The organism is Gramella jeungdoensis, from assembly GCF_023805255.1.
In the GTDB taxonomy this organism is placed as follows: domain Bacteria; phylum Bacteroidota; class Bacteroidia; order Flavobacteriales; family Flavobacteriaceae; genus Christiangramia; species Christiangramia jeungdoensis.
In genome coordinates, this window is the sequence record NZ_JAMSCK010000004.1 from 200,930 (window position 1) to 226,190 (window position 25,261).

The window sequence follows — 25,261 nt, forward strand, 5'->3', positions numbered from 1 at the left end:
ATTTAATTTAGCCCTTAATTATGTTAGTACCATTTGAAAGTCTTCCCGGTAGTTCCCGGGTTTGGATATATCAGGCCAACAGGTCGTTCACAGAAGAAGAGGTTCAGGAAATCTCAAAAAAACTTGATGGGTTTATTGAAAAATGGACCGCTCACGGAGCCGATCTTAAGGCTTCTTATGAAATAAAATACAAACGTTTTATAACCATAGCGCTGGATCAGCAGCTCAATGCCGCATCCGGTTGTTCTATAGACGCCTCTGTGAATTTTATCCAGCAGTTGGAGAAGGAATATGATGTAGATCTGCTTGATAAAATGAATGTTTCCTATAAACAAGGTGAATTCATAGCTTATAAAAGTCTTTCAGATTTTAGAAAAATGGCGAAAGAAAAAGCAGTTTCACCCAAGACCATCGTATTTAATAACCTTGTAAACAATAAAGCCGAATACCTGTCAGACTGGGAAGTTCCGGCTTCCGAAAGCTGGCATAAACGATTTATGAAGAGATGAAGTTGAAGCAGCCCCAAAGGTTTTATACATTTTTACTTTTCCTACTCATTTCTTTAAGCGGAATTGGACAAAATACCAACCCGCTCCTGGTGGATAATTATCCTGCCCAGAAGCAGTGGGTGGATAGTATTTACGATTCAATGAGTCTTGAACGTAAGGTGGGGCAGCTTTTTATGGCCAGTATCTGGTCTCAGAATGACAATGAAGCTGATACCATTCGTAAACTCATAAAAGAACATCACATAGGAGGACTCATCTTCTCTAAAGGAGGACCTGTAAAACAGGCAAAGCTTACCAATGAATTTCAGGAAATGTCTGAGGTACCCTTGTTGGTAGGTATGGATGCCGAATGGGGACTAGCTATGAGACTTGATAGCACTTTTGCTCTTCCATGGAATATGACACTTGGGGCTATTCAGAATAATGAATTGGTGGCAGATGCCGGTGCAGCCATCTCAAGGCACGCCCGAAGATTGGGAGTTCACTTTAATTTTGCCCCTGTAGTGGATATAAATACAAATCCTGATAATCCTATCATCGGGAATAGGTCATTCGGTGAAAACAAAATAAATGTTACTGAAAAAGCCCTGGCTTTTATGAGAGGAATGCAGCGGGAAGGAGCTCTAAGCACCGCAAAACATTTCCCCGGACATGGAGATACCGATCAGGATTCTCATAAATCTTTGCCCACCATCAACTTTTCTTCTGAAAGGATAGATAATGTAGAGCTGTATCCGTACAAAGAACTTATTCCGCAGGGGCTTAGCAGTGTTATGGTTGCGCATTTGAATGTTCCGGCCCTCGAATCAAAAGATGGTTTGCCCGCGTCGATATCTGAAAGCATAGTAACCGGGATATTGAAAAACAATATGGGGTTTAACGGACTCATCTTTACCGATGCTCTTGGAATGAAAGGGGTTGCCAAAAATAAAGAACCGGGAGAAGTTGATCTTCAAGCCTTTCTTGCCGGAAATGATATACTTCTTATGAGTGAAGATGTAGGGAAAGCTTCAGAAAGTATTATTGAGGCCTACAATGAAGGCATTATTTCTGAAAGCAGGCTCGAGCTATCGGTCAAAAAGATCCTGGCGGCAAAGTATAAGGTTGGCCTAAGTGTTTTTAAACCTATCTCCACTAACTTTCTTATTGATGAGCTCAATACCTCCAGGGATGATGCATTACTTGATGAATTATTTGAGAACGCCATAACCCTGCTTAAGAATAATAAAGCCGTAGTTCCGGTAAAAGACCTTCCTGAAAAAAAGATAGCTTATGTGAACTTTGGAGATGCGGACGGTAGTGAGTTTTTAGGTCAAATGAGGAAGTATGCTCAGGTTGACTGGGTTAAGGCTGAAAAATTATCAGACTTACTTGAAAAACTGGAGGCATATAATTATGTGGTTGTTGGTTATCATAAACCGGATAAAAGCCCCTGGTCTTCCTATAAATTTTCTGATAAGGAGCTGGTATGGTTACATGAGATCGCCCGAAAGAACAAAACAGTTCTTTCCTTATTCACAAGGCCTTATGCGCTTTTAGATGTGAAGAGCTTTGCTAACCTGGAAGGGATACTGGTAGGGTATCAAAATCATCCTGTAGCTCAGCAAAAGCTCGCACAGGTGCTTTTTGGGGCTCTGGATGCAAAAGGAAGGTTGCCGGTAAGTTTAAAGAATGAATTTCCCGAAGGTACAGGCTACAATACAAATAATATAAACCGACTAGCATACGGCAAACCGGAAAGTGTCGGAATGAATTCGGCAAAACTGAAAAAGATAGATAGCCTCGTGAATTATGCTATCGATAAGAAAATGACACCAGGTGCGCAGGTTCTTATAGCGAGAAAGGGAAAGGTGATTTACCAGAAGAATTTCGGGTATCAAACCTATGAAAAGGAACTACCGGTTACCGATACCACCATCTATGATCTGGCGTCGCTCACCAAAATACTGGGAACCTTACCATTAGTAATGGAGCTGGACGAAGAGGAGGTGATCGATTTTAATACAAAACTTGAAGAACTGCTACCGGTTTTTAAAGGCTCTAATAAAGGAAGCCTGAGATTGCAGGATATGCTGATGCATTATGCCAGGTTACAGGCATGGATCCCGTTTTATGTATCTACTCTCGATCCAAAGACTAAAAAACTCTCTGGTAGTTATTATAGCGATATACCTTCTGAAGTTTTCAATACACAGGTGGCAGCAGATATGTATATTCGCAATGATATTGGGGATACTATTGTAGATATTATTAAGAGAAGCGACCTGGATAGCAGGCTTAGGTATAAGTATAGTGACCTTCCTTATTATTTACTTAAATACTATCTGGAAGCTTATTACAACAGCAATTTGCATAATCTTACCCAGGAACATATTTATAAACCTCTTGGAGCAAGTTATACGGGTTATTTGCCACTAACAAGATTTGATACTCTGCAAATAGCACCAACAGAATATGATAAACTCTGGCGTCGCCAGGTAGTTAGAGGATTTGTTCATGATCAGGGCGCGGCCATGCAGGGAGGAATTGGCGGACATGCCGGTTTGTTCAGTACAGCGAATGACGTTGCCAAGATCATGCAGACCTATCTTAATGGAGGCTCTTATGGAGGTGAAAAGCTGCTGGATAAGGCAACTATAGAGAAATATAATACCTGTTATTATTGTGAGGATAACGTAAGACGTGGCGTGGGATTCGACAAACCCCAGCTGGGTGACGCAGGACCAACTTGTAATTGTGTTTCTATGATGAGTTTTGGTCATACCGGCTTCACAGGAACACTGGCATGGGCTGATCCCGAGGAAGAAATTGTTTATGTATTTTTGTCTAACCGAACTTATCCCGATTCTAATAATAGAAAACTTATTCGTGAGGATATACGGTCTGAAATCCAAAAAGTGATATACGAATCTATAGATTATTAATTGATGAAAATAGCCATTGTTTGTTATCCAACCTTCGGAGGGAGTGGAGTAGTAGCTACAGAATTAGGTCTTGCACTGTCTCGAAGAGGCCATGAGGTACATTTTGTTACCTACAAACAACCGGTGCGCTTAGAGACTATTTCCAGTCATATTAGATTTCACGAAGTGAATGTGCCTGAATATCCGCTTTTTCATTATCAGCCCTATGAGCTTGCCTTAAGCAGCAAGCTAGTAAATGTTGTAAAGAATTATGGAATAGAGCTATTACATGTACATTATGCCATTCCCCATGCGTATGCAGGTTATATGACCAAGAAAATGTTGGCCGAAGAGGGTATAAGCCTACCAATGGTTACCACGCTTCATGGTACCGATATTACACTGGTGGGGAACCATCCTTTCTATAAGCCAGCTGTTACCTTCAGTATTAATAACAGTGATTTTGTTACTTCTGTTTCTGAAAGCCTGAAAGAAGATACGCTTAAGTTCTTTGATATTAAGAAAGATATTGAGGTGATTCCTAATTTTATTGATGTTTCAAAATTTCAGCAACAGGTATTTACCGATTGTCAACGGGAAATTATGGCCGATGATGATGAAAAGATAATCACACATGTTTCTAATTTCCGTAAGGTGAAAAGGGTAGATGACGTGATCAGGATCTTTTTTGAGATACAGAAAAAGATGAAAGCCAGGCTGATGATGGTTGGGGAAGGGCCTCAACGGGAAGTTGCGGAAAGCCTGGTACGAGAACTGGATATAAGAGATAAAGTTCTTTTTCTCGGACAGAGCAACGAGATAGATAAGATACTTTGCTTTTCAGACCTGTTTCTTTTGCCTTCTGAGACTGAAAGTTTTGGATTGGCAGCCCTTGAAGCAATGGTTCACTCAGTTCCTGTAATATCTTCTAATACAGGAGGTTTGCCTGAAGTGAATATTGATAGATTTTCCGGTTTTCTTCATAATGTAGGAGACGTTCAGGCTATGGCAAAGAGCGCCATCTCTATACTTGAGGATCCAGGAAAACTTGAGAAATTCAAAAAGCAAGCGCTGGAAGCGGCAGAGAAATATGATATTAATCGAATCGTTCCCATGTATGAAGACCTCTATAATAGGGCTTTGGTGAACGCATAAAAAAAGTGGAGATCTCTCAATCTCCACCTCTTCCTTTCTTAAACCTATTTAAGAAAATCTAAAACTGATATCTTATCCCTAATGCAATATCAGGTCCTAAATCCTTACGATTTATATAATCTGAAAAAGTAATTTCGGGTCTAAAATCCAGGGACAATAGCAAAGGAAAGTCGAAATTATATTCTATTCCTATATCTCCGGCAATTAGAGCGAAAAGTCCATCATGTGTATCCTCGAATTTATCTGAATCATTTCCTATACCAGCACCCGCACCCACGTACCAGTTAAAGCCACCTTCAATGTTCCAGACCCACTGGTAAAGACCAACGAGTTTTATAGCGTCATAATTGCGAGTGTCTCTCCAGCCAAGATCGAGTTCTAAACGGTTATTGTCACCACCTATAGCTCTTTGATAAGAGACTTCTGTACCTATTCCGTTATTGTCACCTATTCTTAAACCTATAGCGTTCTCTGAAATATTCTGAGCGCTAACGTTGCTAAAAAAAACAGCTCCTATAATAAAAGCCGCTAAAAGAACTAGTTTTCTCATAGTTTGATTGCTTTGTTTTGTAGCAAATTTAAAGTGAATAGTATTACAAGAACGTAGTCTTGACCAAATCTATTGTTAATATTAATTAAAAAACTGTTAAGCCTACTCACAGAAAACTTATAAATTTGGGTATGAAAAAGAAACAAGCCCTGGAACGACTTTCCGGAAAACTAACCGGAAAACTGTTTTACGACGACTTATGGAAGAGTATTTATGCTACCGATGCCTCGGTTTACCGGGAAATACCCCTTGCTGTATGTTATCCTGCAAATGAAGAAGACCTGGCACGCTTAATTGAGTTCGCTAAAGAAAATCATACTTCCCTGATACCCCGAACCGCTGGAACCTCTCTGGCAGGTCAGTGTACGGGAGATGGGATTGTGGTTGACGTTTCAAAAAACTTCACCGATATAATTCGAATAGATAAGAAGGAGAAAACCGTAACAGTGCAGCCCGGAGTGATTAGGGATGATCTTAACAGGAAACTTCACAAACACGGACTCTTTTTTGGTCCTAATACCTCTACTTCAAACAGATGTATGATAGGAGGTATGGTAGGCAATAATTCCAGTGGAACTACCTCCATTAAATATGGGACCACTAGGGATAAATTAATTTCTCTTAAAGCTATTCTAAGTGACGGCTCAAAAGTGGAGTTTAGAGAACTAAGTGCAGAGGAGTATCAGGAAAAGCTGAGATTACAAAACCTGGAAGGCGAAATATATCGCAAGATCGATGAAAAACTACGCGATAAGGATATCCAGGATGAGATTAAAAAAAATTATCCGCCATCAAGTCTTCATCGTAGAAATACCGGCTATGCGATAGATGAATTGCTGGATTGTGAGCTTTTTCAGGAGAATTCAAAGTATTTCAATTTTTGCAGACTTATAGCCGGAAGTGAAGGTACGCTTGCGTTTATTACTGAGATCACCCTTCAGCTGAACGAACTACCTCCTCAGAATACCGCTATGGTAGCTGCTCATTTTGCCAGCATAGATGCCTGTATGCAAGCTGTTGTACCTGCTATGGAGCATTCCCTTTATACATGTGAAATGATGGATAAGGTGATACTCGATTGTACCAAGGAAAGCCTTAAATACAGGGAAAACCGGTTTTTTATTGAAGGAGATCCACAAGCCATTTTAATGCTGGAACTAAGATCTGATTCTGAAGTTGAATTACAGAACCAGGTAAAAAAGATGCTGGCAACACTTGAAAATTCCGGGCTTGGGTATGCATTTCCAGTTCTTTATGATGAACAGATAGATCTCGCACTGGAACTAAGAAAAGCAGGGCTCGGTTTATTGGGGAATATGAAAGGTGATAAAAAAGCTGTTGCCTGTATTGAAGATACGGCTGTGGCACTACCTGTACTTGCAGATTACATTTCTGATTTTAGCAAAATAATGAAAGCTTATGGTCAGCAGGCTGTATACTATGCTCATGCAGGAGCCGGAGAAATTCATTTAAGACCTCTTCTGAATCTGAAAAAATCAGAAGAAGTTGCACTTTTCCGAAATATTACTGAAGACGTAGCAAAGCTGGTAAAGAAATATAATGGGTCATTAAGTGGCGAACATGGCGATGGTCGTGTAAGGGCAGAATTCATCAAACTGATGTATGGTGAACATTTGTACCAGGTTTTAAAAGAAGTGAAACAGGCTTTTGATCCTGAAAATATCTTCAACCCCGGAAAGATTGTTGATGCACCTGCCATGGACACCTCTTTGAGATATGTACCAGACAGGAAAGAGCCTGAGATAGAAACTTTGATGGATTTCTCAGATGCCGATGGTATTCTTCGGCTGGCAGAAAAATGTAATGGGAGTGGAGACTGTCGTAAATCGGTAGAAGCAGGCGGTACGATGTGCCCCAGTTACAGGGCTACAAAAGACGAAAAAGATACCACCAGGGCCAGGGCCAACGCATTGCGTGAGTTTTTAACCAACTCAGAAAAAGCAAACCCTTTTGATCATACTGAGCTTAAGGAAGTCTTGGACCTTTGTATTAGTTGTAAAGGCTGTAAAAGTGAATGTCCTTCAAATGTAGATATGGCTTCCTTAAAAGCCGAATTTCAGCACCAGTATCATAAAAGTAATAAACCCAGTTTCAGGGATAAGGCTTTTGCTAATATTACCCAACATAATGCAATGGCTGCAAAGATTCCGGGTATTTCCAGGTTTGTTATGTCTAATTCCTTTACATCCGGACTTGCAAAAAAGCTGATGGGCGTTGCTAGAGAAAGAGAATTACCAAAAGTAGCAAAGCAAACCTTAAAACAATATTACCTGTCCAATAAAGCCAAATTTGATATTGAAGACCCCATTAAAACGGTTTATTTATTCAATGATGAGTTTACTAATTATCTGGATGTACAGGCAGGGAAAGATGCGCTTAATTTACTGGCAAAACTTAAATATAAGGTCATTATCATTGATCATCCCGAAAGTGGGAGAAGCCAGATATCTAAAGGTTTTCTTTCCAATGCTAAGCGGCTTGCAAACGAAAATGTGAGCATCTTCAAAGACCTTATTTCTGAAAATTGCTTTCTTTTAGGCGTGGAACCTTCAGCAATTCTGAGTTTTAGGGATGAATACCTGAGGCTTGCCGATGATAAGGAAGCTGCCAGAAAAATAGCGGCGAATACATTTCTGGTAGAAGAATTTCTGAAACAGGAAATTTCAGAAGGTAATATCAGGCAGGAGCAGTTTACAAATAAAAGTGCGATGGTAAAGATCCATGCACATTGTCATCAAAAAGCTCTATCAAACTCATCACGTACTTTTGACATTCTCAACCTTCCAAAGAATTATAAGGTGACCATCATTGCATCGGGTTGTTGCGGAATGGCTGGGTCTTTCGGGTATGAGAAAGAGCACTATGAGATAAGTATGCGAATAGGGGAGAACTCACTGTTTCCGGCGATTAGAAAAGCCTCTGAGGCTACGATCATTTCAGCAAATGGGACCAGTTGCCGCCACCAGATAAAAGATGGGACCGGTAGGCAAGCCCAACATCCTGTAACCATCCTTCGAAATGCCTTAAAAAACTAAACTGGTTGATTTTTGAAAATTTTGTTAATGCTTCTTAAAAATCCTTTTTAGGTCTTTTTTAATACTAAATTTATCCCAAGTCGATAAGTTGGAATAAGAGAAGTTAACACCCGCGGATGGACAAAGACCTACGAATTCAGAAATTAGAAAAAGAATTAGAAGAAAGTCATAAGAAAAGAGAAAAGCTGGAAAAACAGAATTCTTCTTATGAAAAATCCCATGCGCAATTAAAAGAAGAAAACTACCAGCTTAAAGGTCTGATTTATTCTTCCACAGCTCTGATCACATTTTTGAAAGGTCCCGAGTACAGGGTCGAATTTGCGAATAACCCTATTATAAAAGCTTGGGGTAAAGGCGATGATGTTATTGGACAACCTCTTTTTGATGTTGTACCAGAGGTACGTGATCAGGGTATTGAGGAATATCTCAATCAGGTATACTATAAAGGGGAACCTTATCATGCCAAAACTCTACCGGTTGAGCATGATATCAATGGCGAGATGGTAAAATCGTACTTTGATTTTTCCTATATGCCCCAGTATAATTTAGATGGACAGATAGTAGGGGTTGGGGTTATCGCACAGGATGTTACAAAACAGGCTTTACTGAATCAAAAAATAAAGAAAAGTGAAAAGGAATTTCGCGGACTGGTAGATTTTATGCCTCATAAGATAAGTATCGCCGATGCCGATGGTAATACGCTTTTTTACAATAAAAGCTGGTTGGATTACACTGGGATGAGTATGACTGAATTTTTAGAATCTCACTGGACCGAAATAATCCATCCAGATCATATCGAAAAGGTTGAAAAAGAGCGTAAACACTCTTTGAAATCAGGAAAAACACTGGATCTTGAATTGAAAATGAAAGATAAGAATGGTGATTATAAGTGGCACCTGCATAGATCCATTGCCATGAAAGATGATGGTATTATCACCTCCTGGGTAAGTTCAAGCACCGAGATACAAAAACTGAAAGAAGAGGAGCAACGCAAGCAAGACTTCCTTAAACTGGTAAGTCATGAATTAAAAACTCCAGTAACTTCCATCAAGGGATATGTTCAATTGTTGCAAACCATGATAAATGGTGAAAATGATAAGTCTAAACAGCCATATTTACATCGTATTGAAGATCAGGTTGAGAGGCTTATAAAATTAATCTCAGAGATTCTGGATCTATCAAGAATAGAGCAGAGTGAACTTGAACTTAATATTGAAGAATTTAGTTTAAATAAGCATGTTGAGAATATCATCGAAGATATTTCTTATTCTCATAAGGATGTTCAGATAGAATTAGAGCATTTATGTGAATGTGATGTAAAGGCTGATAAGGATAGAATAGGGCAGGTAATTATAAATTTTATAACCAATGCTCTTAAATATTCTCCAGATTCCAAAAATGTGCAAGTAAAAGTGTTTCATGAAGAAGAAAACAATGTGGCTGTGAGTGTGAAAGATTTTGGAATCGGGATAGAAAAAAAAGATATTAACAGGATATTTAACCGATTCTATAGGGCTTCTTCAATGAATGAAAAAACCTATTCGGGATTCGGAATAGGTCTTTACCTTTCCAACGAAATTATTGAAAGACATAATGGAAAAATATTTGTGGATAGTGAACCTGGAGCAGGATCGGAATTCACCTTTATATTACCCCTAAATCAGAATTAAGTTATGGCAAAAATATTGATCGTAGATGATGACCAAACCATTGGTTTTATGCTTAAAGACATACTTGAGTTCGGAGGGCATGAGGTGACAGTATCACAACAGCCGAAGAAGACCAAGGAAAATATCCTTAAAAATGATATAGAACTGGTACTGCTTGATAAACTGATTTCAGGCGTTGATGGAACTGATGTTTGTGCCGAATTAAGAAAGGATGAAGACGTCCAGGAGATCCCTATCATTATGATGAGCGCTCTTCATAATGTTGGAGAAGTATGTAAATCGGCAGGAGCTACAGAATTTATAGCCAAACCTTTTGATATGGAAACTTTACTGGCCAAGACCAATGAGATTCTACAGAAACATGGTAAAACCAGTTAATTTTAATATAGTTCCTTTTATATAAGAATTTATTGCCCGCACTTAGTTTCATTTTTTAAGGAGATAAGATTTTGGGTGATTGGCGGGTTAGCCGAGATCTGCTGAGATGCGGAGTTGATGTTATGTTAACATTAAATAGGATTCCGTTTTCAAATATGTTCTTAAAAAATTACTTTTGTTCAAAAAGCTGCTAATGCCTGGAAATTCCTTTGGTAAATTATTTAAACTAACCACCTTCGGTGAGTCACATGGTGTGGCTATTGGTGGTATAATAGATGGGTGTCCTGCCGGTCTTGAAATAGATATAAAAAGTGTTCAAAATGACCTGGACAGGAGACGTCCGGGGCAGTCGGCTATCGTTACTCAACGAAAAGAGCCTGATACCGTGGAATTTCTTTCCGGAATATTTGAAGGCAAATCCACCGGCACCCCAATTGGTTTCATTATCAAAAACGCCAATCAGAAATCTAAAGATTATTCTCATATTAAGGATACTTACAGGCCATCGCATGCCGATTATACCTATGATGAAAAATATGGAGTTAGGGATTATCGCGGTGGTGGAAGATCATCGGCCCGTGAAACAGCCTGTCGTGTAGTAGCGGGAAGTATCGCAAAACAAATGCTTCAGAATGTGCAGATAACCGCATTTGTATCTTCAGTTGGTAAAATTGAACTTGACAAGAATATTGCAGATCTGGATTTTTCAGAAATCGAAAAGAATCCCGTGCGTTGTCCCGATGCGAAAATGGCTTCAGAAATGGAAACCTATATCAAAGAAATAAGGGCTGATGGGGACACTGTAGGAGGGACAGTGCAATGTGTTATAAAAAATGTCCCGAAAGGCCTTGGAGAACCAGTATTTGATAAATTACATGCCGAGCTGGGAAAGGCTATGCTTTCTATTAATGCGGTTAAAGGTTTTGAATATGGCAGTGGTTTTGAAGGGACAAAAATGAAGGGAAGCGAGCATAATGATATGTTCAATAAGGATGGTTCTACCAAAACCAATTTGAGCGGAGGCATTCAGGGAGGTATTTCCAACGGGATGGATATCTATTTTAAAGTTGCATTCAAACCTGTAGCGACCCTTATGCAAAAACAAACTACGATTAACTCAAAAGGAGAGGAAGTTGAAATGCAGGGTAAAGGACGTCATGACCCCTGTGTGGTTCCAAGAGCTGTGCCCATTGTTGAGTCCATGACTGCACTGGTTCTGGCCGACTATTATCTTCAGAATAAATCATCTAGGATCTAAATCTTTGAAATAAAACTAACATGAAAAAACTTGCACTGCATTGGCAGATTTTATTAGGAATGGTTGCCGGGGTTCTTTTCGCCTTGATCATGACCAACTTTAGTTGGGGAGCCGATTTTGTTAGCGACTGGATCAAGCCTTTTGGTAATATCTTTATAAATGCTTTAAAACTGATCGCAGTGCCGTTGATCCTGGCTTCTCTTATCAAGGGGATATCAGATCTAAAGGACATTTCTAAGTTGTCCAAAATGGGTACACGAACCATCGCTACATATATTATTACAACAGTAATCGCAGTAACTATAGGGCTTGTAATGGTAAATCTCATTGGTCCCGGGAGAACGATATCTGAAGAGACCAGGAGTGACCTTATTGCAAGTTATGAAGGGGATGCCTCTGTTAGGATATCCGATGCGCAGAAGCAGAAGGATGCAGGGCCTTTACAGGCTCTGGAAGATCTTGTTCCCAGTAATATTTTTGGGGCTGCCAGTGATAATGGCAATATGTTGCAGGTGATCTTCTTTGCTATTTTCTTCGGACTCGGACTTATCCTTATTCCTGAAAAGACGGCAAAACCTGTCAAGGATTTCTTTGATGGTTTTAATGAAGTCATACTTAAACTGATCGACCTGATCATGCTCACGGCACCTTATGGCGTGTTTGCCCTTTTGGCTGCGCTTGTGGTCGAATCGCCAAGTACAGATCTTTTCGCAGCTCTGGCCATGTATGCACTTACTGTCTTGATAGGACTTGCACTTATGATCGGTGTTTATATTCTGTTGGTCTGGGTATTCACCAAGAACAAACCTTCATTCTTTATCAACGGAATTGCTCCGGCACAGTTACTGGCTTTTTCCACCAGCTCAAGTGCTGCGACGCTTCCCGTTACCATGGAAAGGGTAGAAGAACATATGGGAGTTCATAAAGAAGTAACTAGTTTCGTTCTTCCAATTGGCGCCACTATTAATATGGATGGAACAAGTTTATATCAGGCAGTAGCCGCGGTTTTCATTGCGCAGGCATTTGGGATGGATCTAACTATCGGAGCTCAGCTCGGAATAATTATGACAGCAACACTTGCTTCGATAGGCTCTGCAGCCGTTCCAGGAGCCGGAATGGTAATGCTTGTAATCGTATTAGCTCAGGCAGGAATTCCGGAAGCTGGACTTGCCTTGATCTTTGCAGTTGACAGGCCTCTGGATATGTGCAGAACCACGGTTAATGTGACAGGAGATGCTGCCGTGTCACTTATGGTGGCCAAGTCTGTAGATATGATGGGACCTCCAAATGTGAAGGAGTGGGATGATGATTATCACCCGGAGGCAGAAACCATTTCTCAGACAGAAAAGGTGTAGCCAAGGCCTGCATTCACATTTAGATTATTCATCTCCAAAGCCGCGGGGTAATTTGTAATTAATTTTTAGAAAGAAAATTTAGTATATTTAGTTTTCAACTAACTACTAATTTTTCCTTTCAATGAAACAATCTTACCTCCTGGGCCTGTTTATTGGCCTTTTTTTCATCAACTTATCCTTTCCCCAATCCAAAGATAAAAAGAACAACAAAGAGAATACTGAAGACAAGGTCTCTTTAGGTGATCTTAAATTAAGAAACATTGGTCCTGCCTTTCTTTCGGGTCGTATTGCCGATATTGCTGTTCATCCCGGTGATAATGATATTTGGTATGTAGCTGTGGGTTCTGGAGGTGTTTGGAAGACCGAAAATTCGGGGACCACATGGCAACCACTCTTCGATGAGGAAAATTCTTATTCAACCGGTTCAGTTACCATAGATCCTTCCAATCCAAATATCATTTGGGTAGGAACGGGTGAAAATGTCGGAGGAAGGCATGTGGGTTATGGCGATGGTGTATATAAAAGTGAAGATGGCGGCCAGAGCTGGAAGAATATGGGGCTCAAAACTTCCGAACATATCTCCGAAATCATCGTTCATCCAGAAGATTCAAATATTATATGGGTTGCTGCACAGGGACCACTTTGGAATAAGGGTGGCGAACGGGGTCTTTACAAATCTTTGGATGGTGGTAAATCATGGAAGAAAGTTCTGGGTGGAAATGAATGGACGGGAGTAACAGATATTATGCTTGACCCAAGAAATCCTGACAGAATTTATGCCGCTACCTGGCAAAGGCATAGGACTGTCGCTTCTTATATGGGAGGTGGCCCAGATTCAGGTATCCATAGATCGGAAGATGGAGGAGAAACCTGGACCGAGTTAGACCAAGGTATTCCGAAGTCAAACCTAGGCAAAATTGGGCTTGCAATTTCTCCTCAAAAACCTGATGTCATTTACGCTGCCATAGAAACAGATCAGCGACAGGGTGGTCTTTTCCGTTCGGAAGACAGAGGAGCTTCCTGGACTAAAATGTCTGACGCCGTTTCGGGTGCTACCGGACCTCATTATTACCAGGAACTGTATGCGAGTCCTCACGAATTTGATCGGCTTTATCTAATGGATGTACGAATCCAAACTTCAGGAGATGGCGGTAAAACCTTTAAACAATTAAAAGAAGAGGATAAGCATTCAGATAATCACGCTATTGCTTTCAGAGATGATGATCCAGATTATCTGCTGGTAGGAACAGATGCCGGAATCTACGAAAGCTTTGATAATGCAGAAACCTGGAGCTATTTTAAAAACCTTCCTTTAACCCAGTTCTATAAAGTAGCTGTTAACAACGCAGAGCCTTTTTATCAGGTGTTCGGCGGCACTCAGGATAATGGTTCAGTAGGAGGACCATCCAGAACAGATGAACGCGAGGGAATTAGAAATGCTCATTGGTTTAAAACATTGTTTGCAGATGGGCATCAATCGGCCACCGATCCCGAATACAACAATATCATCTATGCGGAAACCCAGGAAGGTGGTTTATACAGAATTGATCTGGCTTCTGGAGAAGAAGTTGCAATCCAGCCACAACCGGAATACGGAGAAGATTATGAACGATTCAACTGGGATTCTCCAATCCTTGTGAGTCCTCATAAAGCCTCAAGAATTTATTTTGCCTCCCAGAGGGTGTGGAGATCTGAAGACCGGGGAAACAGCTGGGAAGTTATCTCACCCGATTTAACCAGGGATGAAGAACGTATGGAATTGCCAATAATGGGAAGAAAACAGAGCTATGATAACCCGTGGGATGTGCTGGCTATGTCTAATTATAATACCATAACATCTCTTGCAGAATCACCAATTCAGGAAGGAATTATATACGCCGGAACCGATGATGGATTTATTCAGGTAAGTAAAGATGCCGGCCAGAACTGGACTAAAGTTCCTGTGACTCGCCTTGGTCTTCCTGCAAGGTCTTTTGTAAATGATATTAAAGCAGACCTATATGAGGCAAATACGGTGTATGCGGTTCTTGATAATCATAAAGAAGGGGATTTTTCTTCTTATATCTTTAAAAGTACCGATGCCGGTAATAGCTGGAACTCTATGAGAGGTGACCTTCCAAAAGAATTGCTGGTTTGGAGAATAGTCCAGGATCATGAAGATAAAAATCTCTTCTTCTTGGGGACCGAGAAGGGGATCTATACCTCCTGGAATGCAGGAAAGAACTGGCATAAAGTTCCTGGTTCGCCAACTATTCCCTTTAGGGACCTGGTCATTCAAAAACGTGAAAATGATCTTGTTGGAGCTTCTTTTGGCCGTGGCTTTTTTATCCTTGATGATTATCGGGCTCTAAGAGAAGTAGAAGAAGCTACTTCAAACGAGAGCGGTTATATGTTCCCAATTAGAAAAGCTTATTGGTACAAACCAAAAAGTGTGGTAGGCAATACGGGAGCCGATTATTATTTCGCTGAGAATCCGGAATACGGAGCTTTGATAACCTATTATCTACCTTCCTCATATAAAAGTTCTAAAGACAAAAGAAAGGAAAGAGAAAAAGCACTGGATACCACGGGTAAAGATATTCCATTTCCAGGTTGGAAGGCTTTGGATGCTGAAATGAGTGAGGAGGGCAGGACTATCTGGGTGCTTATAAAAGATGAAAATGACAATATAGTAGATCGTGTAAAAGCAAAAGGAAAAAAAGGAATTAATCGTGTTGCCTGGGATCTATATTACTCGTCTTTAGGCCCCATAGAACCGGGAGAAATAGGAGATGGCGATATGGGTAATGTTAGAGTTGTGCCCGGTAACTATTCCGCCACATTGGTTATGGAAGAAAATGCTCAAAGCACTGTACTTGCAGGTCCAGAAAATTTTGAAGTGGTTCCATTAAGAGAAACAACTTTAGATGGTGCGGCTCATCAGGAGATTGCTAAGTTTTGGCAAAGAAGTACTGAGCTGTTTGCCGATATTAGAAAACTGAATTATGCTCTGGAAAATGCTGAGAATAAGGTTAAGGCAATGCGGGTCGCCTTAAACCGAACACGAGCCGAAGCTCCAGAGATCAAAAAGAATCTTTACGACCTGGATGGGGAAATCAGAGAATTGAAAATTTCTTTAGAGGGAAGTCCATCCAAGGCAAAAATGGGTGAAAAGGTCCAGCCTAACCTGAGAAGTCATTTTATTTTTGCTTTCAGAGGAAGCCAGACCACTTATGGCCCCACGGCAGCACATAAGCGAAGTATGAATATTGCTGAAAGAATGTATAACGATCTTCGGTCTGAGGTAAGCACAATTGTAAACGAAACCATTCCTGCATTGGAAAATAAACTTAATGAAATAGGTGCTCCAAATATTCTGGATGGCGAATTGAAAAATTAACTCTAAAATAATTCTTTGTTTAAAATCCAGCTTCGATCAATAGGGGCTGGATTTTTTCATATTAGTAGCCAGAATTTAACTTAACACAGATAACCGAAAGCCATATTATAAAACGGAAAGATGATCTTAGTTATCAATCCAAGAATTTAGCTTTTAGTGCGGGAGTAGGGATCATACATTCATATTTTTTCCCGAACCATTTATAGCGTTTGTTTGCTATAAGATCATAGATCAGGTCTCTGAACCCCTCTGGTAGCCCAAGAAAATTTTTCAGTAACGAATATCCTCCTGAAAGATCTCGTGAGATCTCCAGTACCGCGGTGGATTTACGATAATATGCGACTCCCGGTACTATTAGCATGATAGAATCTATCTCCTCTGGATCCAGTCCGCGTTCCGAAACCAGTTTTTTGCCTATTTCGCTTTGTAGTGAAGCAAACCTGAAAACATCTTTTTTGTCGTGCTTAATAATAAACTGAACAGCACCCTCACAAAGGTTGCATACACCATCAAACAACACGATCTTCTTATTTTCGGGTAACTGATCCATATAATTATTTTTTAGCGGCCTGTACAAGCTCTAATTGCTCAAGACCAACAGAAGTTGTGAACATTCCGTAATTAACGATGGCTTTTCCTTTTTCGATGCTGTCTATAGAGCCAACGGCTTTTCCATCTTCCAGTCTCACTCTATCCCCAACCTTTAATTTTGCTTTAGGCTTGTTGGCTTCCTGTTTCTTAATTTCCTCTTCTTTCTTCTTTTCTTCCTTTTTCTTTTGTCTTATTGGCTGGATCTTTTTCTGAACTTCCTGCTTAATCTGACGTTCTTTTGCTTTTCTGGCCTTCTGCTTCTTTTTATCCTCTTTTTTTCGTTTGGAATTTTCTATCTCAACCATCTTCAGAAATTCACCTATCAACTCTTTTTTCCGTTTATCGTTGAAATATTTTTCACTAAGATCGTTTACTTTCTGGCCAAGATAAATAAGCCGCTGGTTGGTATCATAAAGTTCCTGATAACTCTCCAGTTTTTGCTGTATCCTGGAATTGATCTCTTCAAGTTTCTCTTTTTGAGCTGCCGCCTTTTCCTCTTTGGTCTTTAAAGAATCGGTGGTCTTTCTTAATTCCGATCTTTCTTTCTGAAGTTTAGCGATACTTCTGTCAAACCTTATCTTTCCTCTTTCAACCTTCTTTTTGGATCTGTTGATGAGACTGTATGGAATCCCATTCTTCTGAGCCACTTCAAAGGTAAAGGAACTACCTGCTTCACCCACCTGAAGTTTATAGACAGGTTCAAGAGTCCTGTTATCAAACATCATATTGGCATTGCTCATATCAGGCAGCTCATTCGCCAGCTTTTTAAGATTGGCGTAATGGGTTGTTAGGATCCCGTAGGAACCTTTCTCATAAAAGACCTCCAGAAAGGTTTCTGCCAGGGCACCCCCGAGTTCAGGATCACTCCCTGTTCCGAATTCATCGATAAGGAACAATGTCTTATCATCACATTTTCGAAGAAAATAGTTCATATTCTTCAGCCTGTAGCTATAGGTGCTCAAATGATTTTCTATAGACTGATTGTCACCTATATCTGTAAGCACTTTTTTAAAAAGACACACCCTGCTGTATTCATGAACCGGGATAAGCATTCCGCTCTGGAGCATTACCTGTAACAGACCAACGGTTTTAAGCGTAATACTTTTACCGCCCGCATTGGGTCCTGAAATCACTATGATCCGGTTATCGGGAGCCAATTCGATACTTTGCGGAAAAGTCTTTTCTCCTTTTTTCTTATTGCTAAGGTAGAGAAGTGGATGATAGGCTTCCTTCAACTGAAGTTCTCTTTCTTTACTTATCCTGGGAAGTACCCCATTTATTCTTTCAGCATATTTAGATTTTGCCGCTATAACGTCAATATCACTCAGCAATTCCTGGTATTCGGTCAGAGTTTCTCTATAAGGTCGAGCAAACTCCGTTAATTCCTTGAGAATTCTTTTTATCTCTTCTTTTTCCTCGTATTCCAGGTTATTAAGTTCGCGTGTAAACTGGTAAGTCGCTTCGGGCTGTATATAAACGATACTTCCAGTCTTGGAATTGCCCATAATCCCGCCTTTCACCTTTCGGCGATGCATGGCCTTTACAGCAAGTACACGTACATTCTCAACCACACTTTCCCTTATCTCATCAAGATAACCGTAGGATTGATATGAAGTAAGGGCCGAGTTGAAACTGGAATTTATTCTTCCCTTCACCGAATTGATCGATCGCCTCAGGTTCTGTAAAAGGGGAGAGGCATCATCCTTCATTTCACCGAAGCGATCTATAACTGCATTGATTTTATTGGTCAGGCTTAGGTCAAACTCAATATGTGAGACTGTTTCAGATAGCGCAGGGTAATCTTCGGAATATTTCTGGAAATATTTTATATGGGTGTTTACCGTCTCGGTAATGGACGCGATCTTCCTGAAACCTGATATCTCAACAAGAGAACCTTCTATTCCCAGCAATTTGATCTCCGGCTGAATGGAATCGAAACCGTGATTTGGAATAGGCTGATCCCTGGTTTTTGAATTGAAGTATTCATTGGTCTGATCAAGGCCAAAGACCGTTTTTTTATAATTTGGATAAGGTTGAATCTTCAGAGCTTTTTCCTTTCCCTGCCCGGTAATGCAAAATTCGCTGATTTGTGCACAGACTACCGGAAACTCAAGATCCTCAAGACTCCTCGAACTAATTTTAATCATATCAATTTTTCCCTACTTTTGAGGTCCTGCAAAGTTACTTAATTCTCATGAACGTAAGAATACACCCAAGCTGGAAAAAAGAACTGGAACCGGAATTCGAAAAGGATTACTTCCAAAACCTCACAGAATTTGTAAAAAATGAATACTCTGAAAACAAATGTTTTCCTCCCGGAAAGGAGATCTTCGCGGCATTTGATCATTCGAATTTTGATGACACCAAGGTAGTTATCCTTGGTCAGGACCCCTACCACGGGATTGGTCAGGCAAACGGACTCTGCTTTTCTGTAAGAGATGGCATCCAGTTTCCACCCTCGCTTATAAATATCTTCAGGGAGATTGAAAATGACCTGGGAAAACCAGTTCCATCTACCGGTAATCTGGAAAGATGGGCAGATCAGGGAGTTTTATTGCTGAATGCAACTCTAACAGTAAGGGCGCATCAGGCGGGCTCACATCAGAATAAAGGCTGGGAAACTTTTACTGACCGAGTTATTGAAACGATTTCAAGGGATAAGGAAAATGTGGTCTTTATGCTGTGGGGTGGTTATGCAAAGAAAAAGACGAAACTTATTGATAGCTCCAAACACCTTATTCTAACCAGCGGTCATCCATCTCCATTAAGTGCCAATCGTGGTTACTGGTTTGGAAATAAACATTTCAGTAAGGCAAATAATTACCTTGAAAACAATGGGGAAAAACCTATAGATTGGTAATTAGAACCTGAATCCGAGATTTACCATGAACTGGCCAACTACTGTAGGGGAATTATCGCTTAAAAGATTCCTTCCTATACCCGCATTAAGGTCCAGCATAAAACCTCCCTGGGATACAAATTTGCCACCTAATCCGAAGCCTATAGCAAAATCTGTATAATCCTCAGTTTCATAGACATAATCATCTGTAAATTCAGAATAGTAGTAATCCGTTTCATACTCTCCATTAGAGATCATCCCGAAAGCGTTCACGTAGAAACCACGAGCATAATCTGAACTAAAAAAATGTTTATACTTACCGGTTAGGGATATATCTTTATAATACGCCTCATCAATATAGCTGTCTTTACTCGGATGAATAAAACCTTCAATTGCCCATGTGGAGTTTTCATCTATTACTCTTTCATAAGTGATTTCAATGATACCAAAGGCTACAAGATTGAATGCATTGATGCTTAATTCGTTTTGAGTGATGTCTCTCTTTTCAGGTTCCTGATTTTCCGGGTTTTCCTGGGAAACGCATAACGAGGTCGTGAGCAGCAGAGAAACTGCTAAAAGAAGGTTTTTCATTAAGTCGGTTAGAATTGATTCGGCCCGAAATTATGAATATTATTTTTAATATGATATCGGCTATAAAAACTTTTTTAAGAATTATTCATTCCAATTGAATGTGCGGATAATTATCTTAAAATGAAAGGCAGGTATTCCAACCGGCCTAATTCTATCATAATTTTATGGTCATGATCCTTAGAGTGTAAATTCGTTTCCGCGTGAAGTATGAATATTAAAAAGTATGAACGAGATCTGAATAATTTCTCTTTTCTTTCACCAAATTTAAATCAAAGAGTGTTTCCTGTACGTTGTTGAGATCTTCCTCATTTATTTGTTCCTGGCTCCAACGGGTAAGATCAAGCCATTTTCTGATATCTTCCAGTTTTTGCTGATATCTTTCTGATAACATGACATCTATATTTCTTTGAAGCTTGAAGTCCTTGGTTTCAGAATTAAGGATCTCAAGCATCAACTGAAGTCTTCCAGGGTCCTTCCGAATACTTTCATTTCTGGCAGCGATCACAAAACATGGCCATGGAGTAGGGCAGTCGGCTACCAAACGAAAGGTTTTATTGTCCACAAGCGGTTTTGTGGTAAAATGTTCCCACATAAAATATTGTGCCCTGTCCTTTTCAAGTGCTTTTATAGCGCCTTCCAGGTTATTTACGATCTCAAATTTGAGATCGTCCATATTCCAGTTCCTATTCTGAGCATTCACGTAGGACATTAGGTGAGAACCGCTGCCTTTTCTGCTAATCGCCGCAGTAGTTCCTTCGAGGTCTTTTATATTTTTATATGGTGAGCCTGCCGCAACATGTATCCCCCAAATCAACGGACTGGCAATATAGCACTGGATGATCTTACTTTCATTACCATTGATTATATCCCTTGTGATACCTTCAGTAAGTATCACGGCTGCATCAAGTTCTCCTGACCTTAATGCCTTGCACATCGCTCCTGTACCTTCCGGGTAATCCTTCCATATCACATTAAGACCTTCATCACTAAATTTGTTGTTCTCCATGCATAGATGCCATGGAAGGTTAAAATGTTCTGGTACGCCTCCTATTTTGATCGTTTTCATCAGAATAATGTTTTTCTGGAAAATTATTTATCCAGTATGCTTTTCTTTCAAATAATTATATATCTCGTATTGTGATCTTATCTTTTTTTCTCCTTTCTTCCTCTGCACATACTTATTGGTCTCTTCTGGATCCTGTATCCGGGCCTTGAGATTGTCATTTAGCTGAATATTCAGAATATCCTTGAATTCCTGTTTGATATCTTCATCCAGAACAGGAGAAATGACCTCTATTCTTCTATCAAGGTTTCGGTTCATCCAGTCAGCGCTGCCGTAGAACATTAGTTCGTCACCACCATTTTCAAAAATATACATTCTACCGTGTTCAAGAAACCTGTCTACAACACTTGTTATATAAATATTCTCGCTCATTCCCTTGATACCAGGAATAAGACAGGTGAAACCTCGAATCAGTAATCTTATTTGAACTCCTGCCTGGCTGGCCTTATACAGCAACTCTATCATCTCTTCATCTTCAAGGCTGTTCATCTTGGCAGTGATTTTTGCCTTTTTACCTTCCCGTGCATTTTCTATTTCGTTATAAATAAGCTTCAGGAATTCCTGACGGGTGGAAAAAGGAGAGATCAGCAGATTTTTCTCCCTTGGGATTATAAGTTCTCCTTCAAGTACTTTGAACAGGCGTTGTAACTCCTTAGTAATATACTTGTTTGCAGTAAAAATGGCGTGGTCACAATATATCTTTGCGGTTTCGCTATTAAAGTTTCCGGTACCTATATATGCATATCTCATACTGATATCTCCTTCCTGCCTGCATATAAGCATGATCTTTGAATGCACCTTTACTTTTGGGTAACTGTAGATCACATTAGCACCTTTTTCTTCAAATTTTCTTCCCCAGATTATATTGTTCTCTTCATCGAATCTCGCCTTTGCCTCTACAAAAACAGTCACTCTTTTTCCATTATCCAGAGCTTCCAATAAAGAAGAAGTAAGTTTAGATTCATCAGCCACCCTGTAAAGGGATATACTAATATCTGTAACCTTATCGTCTTTTGCAGCCTGTCCTATAAATTTCTCTACATACCCAAATGACATATAGGGAAAATGAAGTGCCTGATCTTTCTTCTTAATCAACTCAAAGTAATCTTTGCTTTTATCCAGGGTTTTATGTGGCAGGGGAGGAAGTTCCTTAAAATGAAGCTTTGGATTTTCTGTAGGATCGGGAAAGGAAAAGAAATCCTTAAAATTATGATATTTACCTCCGGGCATCATATCTATCTTTCCCAGCTTTAATAACTTTCTTATTTTTTTCTGAACATCCTTTGGCATAGATGCATCATATAATAATCTGGTTGGCTGCCCATCGGTTCGCTGCTTCAGGGATTCATATATCTTCTCTGCCAGCACACCTTCATATATATCATCTATATAAAGTTCAGCATCCCTTGATAATTTGATCTCATAGATACCAGTAATATTATTTTCCGGGAAGACCTTGTAGGCTTCATGTCTAATGATTTCATCTAGGTAGGTAATGTTATGCTTTCCCTTAACCCCTTTCATCATTACAAATCTACCACATTCGTTAACGGGAATATTTACTACAGCCAGTCTGTCCTCATTATCAAAGGTTATAAGAAAATATAAAACTGAATTTTCCAGAAACAGCTCATTCTCTTTGTTCAAATTCAACATGATGGGTTTCAGGTGTTCTTCCACTTTATTGTTGAAAAAGGAACTCACAAATTCCTTATGTGCCGGTTTAAAGTGTTCAGCATCGAGTATATGTATCCCATTTTTTGCCAGTTCAGGGATGATCTCATTATGATATATTTCACCAAAACGATCCTGTTGCTTTTTTACTTCGTCAATGATCTGTTTTGTGATTTTTGAAGGCCTTAGTGCGAGTTTCTTACGGATGCTTTTTTTAACCCGTTTCATTTGTCGAAGCTGGGATACCCTTACCCTGAAATACTCATCGAGATTTGAAGAAAAAATTGCGAGAAACTTCATCCTCTCATAAAGAGGATTGATCTTATCTGCGGCCTCCTGAAGAACCCTTTCATTAAAACTTAACCAGTTAAGATCTCTGTGCCTAAACCGGTCTTCATTAGGTTGCTGCATTGGTGATAGATTGTTTAATCAAAAATACAAAGTACACCATGCTTTGCTTTTAATATATTGTTAAATAAGACGGGCTATTTCGCGATCCTCTCCAGTGAATACTCTATTAGTTTGTCTACCGGTTCCTTGGTATTTTCGGCAAATTCTCCGGTCGCTCTGTTAGCGAGCACTACATTCATTGAAACGGCACGATGACCTAACAGCCGGGATAATCCATAAATCCCGGATGTTTCCATTTCAAGATTGGTGATGGCATGTCCTTTATAGTTAAAAGAAGCTATTTTTTCATTCATGTCAGGATCAGGGATACCCGCTCGTAGAACCCGTCCCTGAGGGCCATAGAAGCCAATATTGGTTCCTGTAAATCCTTTGATGGTAGAATCAGAACTTAATTTATCTATAAGATATTCATTTCCCTTGACCACGTAAGGCATAGCCTTGTTTGATGCCCAGCCTGTGTGTTTAATAAATGCTTCTGAAATTTCAGTATTCAGAATATCATCGCTTTTATAGTAATAAATTAGTCCATCAAAGCCAATTGCCCATTCGCTGGTTATAAATGAACCTACTGGTATTTCTTCCCTTATTGATCCGGTTGTTCCTATCCTGATAATATCCAGACTAACGGAGCCCTCCTTAATTCTGGATTCCTTAAGGTCTATATTTACCAGGGCATCCAGTTCGGTAAGAGCGATATCGATATTATCTGTTCCCATTCCTGTAGACATTACCGTGATACGCTTCCCTCTAAAATATCCTGTATGGGTTACAAATTCCCTTTTTTGCTTTTTCAGGTCTACATTATCGAAGTGTTCAGTAATCCTTGCAACCCTTCTTGGGTCACCAACAAGAATTACAGTTTGGGCGAGGTCTTCAGGCAAAAGCCCCAGGTGGTAGATAGAACCGTCCGCATTCAGGACGAGTTCAGACGATTGTAAACTCATGTTATAATTTTAGTAGTCTGTGAGACTCAGATTCATAAAGGAAATCATACATTCTCGCACCTCCAAAATATTCGTCATTTTTCAGATCCCTGTAAAAATTCTTTTCTCCGTTCAAGGCCTGTATTCCTTTCTCGGTTAAACGGATACGGCCTTCTTTGTTTTTATAAAAAATGGAAAGTTTTTCCAACAACCTCCGCATTTGGGTGTCGCTATATCCGTAGTATCCCTGATATTGAAGGGCATAACCTAATAAGTGATTTTTGTTGGCGATCTCATGATTTTCTATCAGTTTGAGCACATTCCTTTCCAGGGTGTTTATTCCTGTGACACTATTAGGAAATCTTTCGATATGGGCTCGTATACAGCTGGAGAGATATTCGAAGTTGGTATTAGTCTTTATCTGGGGTTTTAATTTCATAGGGTTATTACTACAGTACAGTTCCCATATAAGTACAGCGACCTCAATATCATCGTCATTTAATTTGATCCTGTTTTCATAATGGTTCCTGAGCTCATCAAGGCTTAAGTTTGAAAGTGGCTTGAATTCATCCTCTCCGGGAAGCTTTCTACTGCAAACAAGCGAAATTGGGATGTCTTTTTTCTTTTCAAAAAGCAGATTTATGGCAGCAAGCATATTGATATGACAAAACAGGTCAAATTCAAACCAGAGAATTACCGAATCATAATCATTATTGGCTTTTAATCTTTTTACCTCCGAAATGAACCGGTCTTCATAATTTTCAGCGGAAATAGAATAGGTATGTCTAAGGTATTTTTTTCTAAGCTTATAAAATTCCTGATTGATTTCTTTAAGAGTAGGGCCTTCACAAAGGAGTTCACGCCATATAATAAACTCCCCGGGCAGGTTTAACTGCTCCACTTGTTCTGCAAGGCTGTCGCCGTTGATGATATGTAAGGTCTTGTTTTCCATCTCT

The 25,261-nt window shown here is 39.8% G+C and carries 18 protein-coding genes; 10 read left to right on the forward strand and 8 right to left on the reverse strand.

What is annotated here, in order from left to right:
- Nucleotides 1–20 precede the first annotated feature (20 nt).
- The 3 genes from NE848_RS11825 to bshA are packed head-to-tail and all read left to right on the forward strand — an operon-like array spanning nucleotide 21 to nucleotide 4,567.
- Nucleotides 21–509 carry an ABC transporter ATPase gene (locus NE848_RS11825; protein ID WP_252113820.1) on the forward strand — a complete coding sequence of 163 codons (489 nt, stop codon included), beginning with the start codon at nucleotides 21–23 and terminating at the stop codon, nucleotides 507–509.
- The gene (locus tag NE848_RS11830; RefSeq protein ID WP_252113822.1) at nucleotides 506–3,433 is read left to right on the forward strand and encodes a serine hydrolase domain-containing protein; all 2,928 of its coding nucleotides are present in this window, start codon (nucleotides 506–508) and stop codon (nucleotides 3,431–3,433) included. The genes NE848_RS11825 and NE848_RS11830 overlap by 4 nt, the downstream gene beginning before the upstream one ends.
- 3 nt (nucleotides 3,434–3,436) lie before the next feature.
- Entirely contained in the window at nucleotides 3,437–4,567 is a 1,131-nt protein-coding gene (gene bshA / locus NE848_RS11835; RefSeq protein WP_252113824.1) for an N-acetyl-alpha-D-glucosaminyl L-malate synthase BshA, read from the forward strand.
- 58 nt (nucleotides 4,568–4,625) lie between these two features.
- Here the strand turns inward: bshA and NE848_RS11840 are convergent, their stop codons facing one another.
- Nucleotides 4,626–5,117, reverse strand: coding sequence for a hypothetical protein (locus NE848_RS11840; RefSeq protein WP_252113826.1), 492 nt, complete (start codon nucleotides 5,115–5,117; stop codon nucleotides 4,626–4,628).
- Nucleotides 5,118–5,248: 131 nt separating this feature from the next.
- Between NE848_RS11840 and NE848_RS11845 the strand changes: the two genes are divergently transcribed.
- The 6 genes from NE848_RS11845 (at nucleotide 5,249) to NE848_RS11870 (ending at nucleotide 16,213) form a co-directional block, all read left to right on the forward strand.
- Nucleotides 5,249–8,173, forward strand: coding sequence for an FAD-binding and (Fe-S)-binding domain-containing protein (locus tag NE848_RS11845; RefSeq protein WP_252113828.1), 2,925 nt, complete (start codon nucleotides 5,249–5,251; stop codon nucleotides 8,171–8,173).
- Nucleotides 8,174–8,289: 116 nt separating this feature from the next.
- On the forward strand, nucleotides 8,290–9,843 hold the full coding sequence (locus NE848_RS11850) for a PAS domain-containing sensor histidine kinase (RefSeq protein ID WP_252113830.1): 1,554 nt from the start codon (nucleotides 8,290–8,292) through the stop codon (nucleotides 9,841–9,843).
- 3 nt (nucleotides 9,844–9,846) lie between these two features.
- Nucleotides 9,847–10,221, forward strand: coding sequence for a response regulator (locus NE848_RS11855; RefSeq protein WP_252113832.1), 375 nt, complete (start codon nucleotides 9,847–9,849; stop codon nucleotides 10,219–10,221).
- 193 nt (nucleotides 10,222–10,414) lie between these two features.
- On the forward strand, nucleotides 10,415–11,479 hold the full coding sequence (gene aroC / locus NE848_RS11860) for a chorismate synthase (protein ID WP_252113834.1): 1,065 nt from the start codon (nucleotides 10,415–10,417) through the stop codon (nucleotides 11,477–11,479).
- Nucleotides 11,480–11,499: 20 nt separating this feature from the next.
- On the forward strand, nucleotides 11,500–12,834 hold the full coding sequence (locus NE848_RS11865; protein ID WP_252113836.1) for a dicarboxylate/amino acid:cation symporter: 1,335 nt from the start codon (nucleotides 11,500–11,502) through the stop codon (nucleotides 12,832–12,834).
- A gap of 121 nt (nucleotides 12,835–12,955) precedes the next feature.
- Nucleotides 12,956–16,213 carry a WD40/YVTN/BNR-like repeat-containing protein gene (locus tag NE848_RS11870; protein WP_252113838.1) on the forward strand — a complete coding sequence of 1,086 codons (3,258 nt, stop codon included), beginning with the start codon at nucleotides 12,956–12,958 and terminating at the stop codon, nucleotides 16,211–16,213.
- A gap of 133 nt (nucleotides 16,214–16,346) precedes the next feature.
- On the opposite strand, the gene NE848_RS11875 is transcribed toward NE848_RS11870, so the two are convergent.
- Nucleotides 16,347–16,763 carry a thiol-disulfide oxidoreductase DCC family protein gene (locus tag NE848_RS11875; RefSeq protein ID WP_252113840.1) on the reverse strand — a complete coding sequence of 139 codons (417 nt, stop codon included), beginning with the start codon at nucleotides 16,761–16,763 and terminating at the stop codon, nucleotides 16,347–16,349.
- Nucleotides 16,764–16,767: 4 nt separating this feature from the next.
- Nucleotides 16,768–18,951, reverse strand: coding sequence for an endonuclease MutS2 (locus NE848_RS11880; RefSeq protein ID WP_252113842.1), 2,184 nt, complete (start codon nucleotides 18,949–18,951; stop codon nucleotides 16,768–16,770).
- Nucleotides 18,952–18,998: 47 nt separating this feature from the next.
- On the opposite strand from NE848_RS11880, the gene NE848_RS11885 reads away from it, so the two are divergent.
- Entirely contained in the window at nucleotides 18,999–19,664 is a 666-nt protein-coding gene (locus NE848_RS11885) for a uracil-DNA glycosylase (protein ID WP_252113844.1), read from the forward strand.
- Here NE848_RS11885 and NE848_RS11890 read toward each other — a convergent pair whose 3' ends face one another.
- The 5 genes from NE848_RS11890 to NE848_RS11910 form a co-directional block, all read right to left on the reverse strand.
- Entirely contained in the window at nucleotides 19,665–20,234 is a 570-nt protein-coding gene (locus tag NE848_RS11890) for a hypothetical protein (RefSeq protein WP_252113845.1), read from the reverse strand. It abuts the gene before it with no gap.
- Nucleotides 20,235–20,448: 214 nt separating this feature from the next.
- Complete coding sequence (locus NE848_RS11895; protein ID WP_252113847.1) at nucleotides 20,449–21,300, reverse strand: substrate-binding domain-containing protein; 852 nt, start codon at nucleotides 21,298–21,300, stop codon at nucleotides 20,449–20,451.
- A 27-nt stretch (nucleotides 21,301–21,327) separates the two neighbouring features.
- Nucleotides 21,328–23,382: a polyphosphate kinase 1 gene (gene ppk1, locus NE848_RS11900; RefSeq protein WP_252113849.1), complete on the reverse strand. Its 2,055-nt coding sequence runs from the start codon at nucleotides 23,380–23,382 to the stop codon at nucleotides 21,328–21,330.
- A gap of 74 nt (nucleotides 23,383–23,456) precedes the next feature.
- A complete protein-coding gene (locus tag NE848_RS11905) occupies nucleotides 23,457–24,326 on the reverse strand; it encodes a nucleoside phosphorylase (protein WP_252113851.1) in 870 nt (289 codons plus the stop codon).
- Nucleotide 24,327: 1 nt separating this feature from the next.
- Nucleotides 24,328–25,257 (reverse strand): DUF1835 domain-containing protein, encoded by a 930-nt coding sequence (locus NE848_RS11910; protein WP_252113853.1) that lies wholly within the window; start codon nucleotides 25,255–25,257, stop codon nucleotides 24,328–24,330.
- Nucleotides 25,258–25,261 lie beyond the last annotated feature (4 nt).

What these genes read in the sequence shown, in the direction of transcription:
- NE848_RS11825 (WP_252113820.1), top strand. Translation starts at nt 21, where the DNA reads ATGTTAGTACCATTTGAAAGTCTTCCCGGTAGTTCCCGGGTTTGGATA.
- NE848_RS11885 (WP_252113844.1), top strand. Translation starts at nt 18,999, where the DNA reads ATGAACGTAAGAATACACCCAAGCTGGAAAAAAGAACTGGAACCGGAA.
- NE848_RS11865 (WP_252113836.1), top strand. Translation starts at nt 11,500, where the DNA reads ATGAAAAAACTTGCACTGCATTGGCAGATTTTATTAGGAATGGTTGCC.
- NE848_RS11905 (WP_252113851.1), bottom strand. Translation starts at nt 24,326, where the DNA reads ATGAGTTTACAATCGTCTGAACTCGTCCTGAATGCGGACGGTTCTATC.
- NE848_RS11850 (WP_252113830.1), top strand. Translation starts at nt 8,290, where the DNA reads ATGGACAAAGACCTACGAATTCAGAAATTAGAAAAAGAATTAGAAGAA.
- bshA (WP_252113824.1), top strand. Translation starts at nt 3,437, where the DNA reads ATGAAAATAGCCATTGTTTGTTATCCAACCTTCGGAGGGAGTGGAGTA.
- NE848_RS11895 (WP_252113847.1), bottom strand. Translation starts at nt 21,300, where the DNA reads ATGAAAACGATCAAAATAGGAGGCGTACCAGAACATTTTAACCTTCCA.
- NE848_RS11910 (WP_252113853.1), bottom strand. Translation starts at nt 25,257, where the DNA reads ATGGAAAACAAGACCTTACATATCATCAACGGCGACAGCCTTGCAGAA.
- NE848_RS11830 (WP_252113822.1), top strand. Translation starts at nt 506, where the DNA reads ATGAAGTTGAAGCAGCCCCAAAGGTTTTATACATTTTTACTTTTCCTA.
- NE848_RS11845 (WP_252113828.1), top strand. Translation starts at nt 5,249, where the DNA reads ATGAAAAAGAAACAAGCCCTGGAACGACTTTCCGGAAAACTAACCGGA.
- aroC (WP_252113834.1), top strand. Translation starts at nt 10,415, where the DNA reads ATGCCTGGAAATTCCTTTGGTAAATTATTTAAACTAACCACCTTCGGT.
- NE848_RS11870 (WP_252113838.1), top strand. Translation starts at nt 12,956, where the DNA reads ATGAAACAATCTTACCTCCTGGGCCTGTTTATTGGCCTTTTTTTCATC.
- NE848_RS11880 (WP_252113842.1), bottom strand. Translation starts at nt 18,951, where the DNA reads ATGATTAAAATTAGTTCGAGGAGTCTTGAGGATCTTGAGTTTCCGGTA.
- NE848_RS11890 (WP_252113845.1), bottom strand. Translation starts at nt 20,234, where the DNA reads ATGAAAAACCTTCTTTTAGCAGTTTCTCTGCTGCTCACGACCTCGTTA.
- NE848_RS11855 (WP_252113832.1), top strand. Translation starts at nt 9,847, where the DNA reads ATGGCAAAAATATTGATCGTAGATGATGACCAAACCATTGGTTTTATG.
- ppk1 (WP_252113849.1), bottom strand. Translation starts at nt 23,382, where the DNA reads ATGCAGCAACCTAATGAAGACCGGTTTAGGCACAGAGATCTTAACTGG.
- NE848_RS11875 (WP_252113840.1), bottom strand. Translation starts at nt 16,763, where the DNA reads ATGGATCAGTTACCCGAAAATAAGAAGATCGTGTTGTTTGATGGTGTA.
- NE848_RS11840 (WP_252113826.1), bottom strand. Translation starts at nt 5,117, where the DNA reads ATGAGAAAACTAGTTCTTTTAGCGGCTTTTATTATAGGAGCTGTTTTT.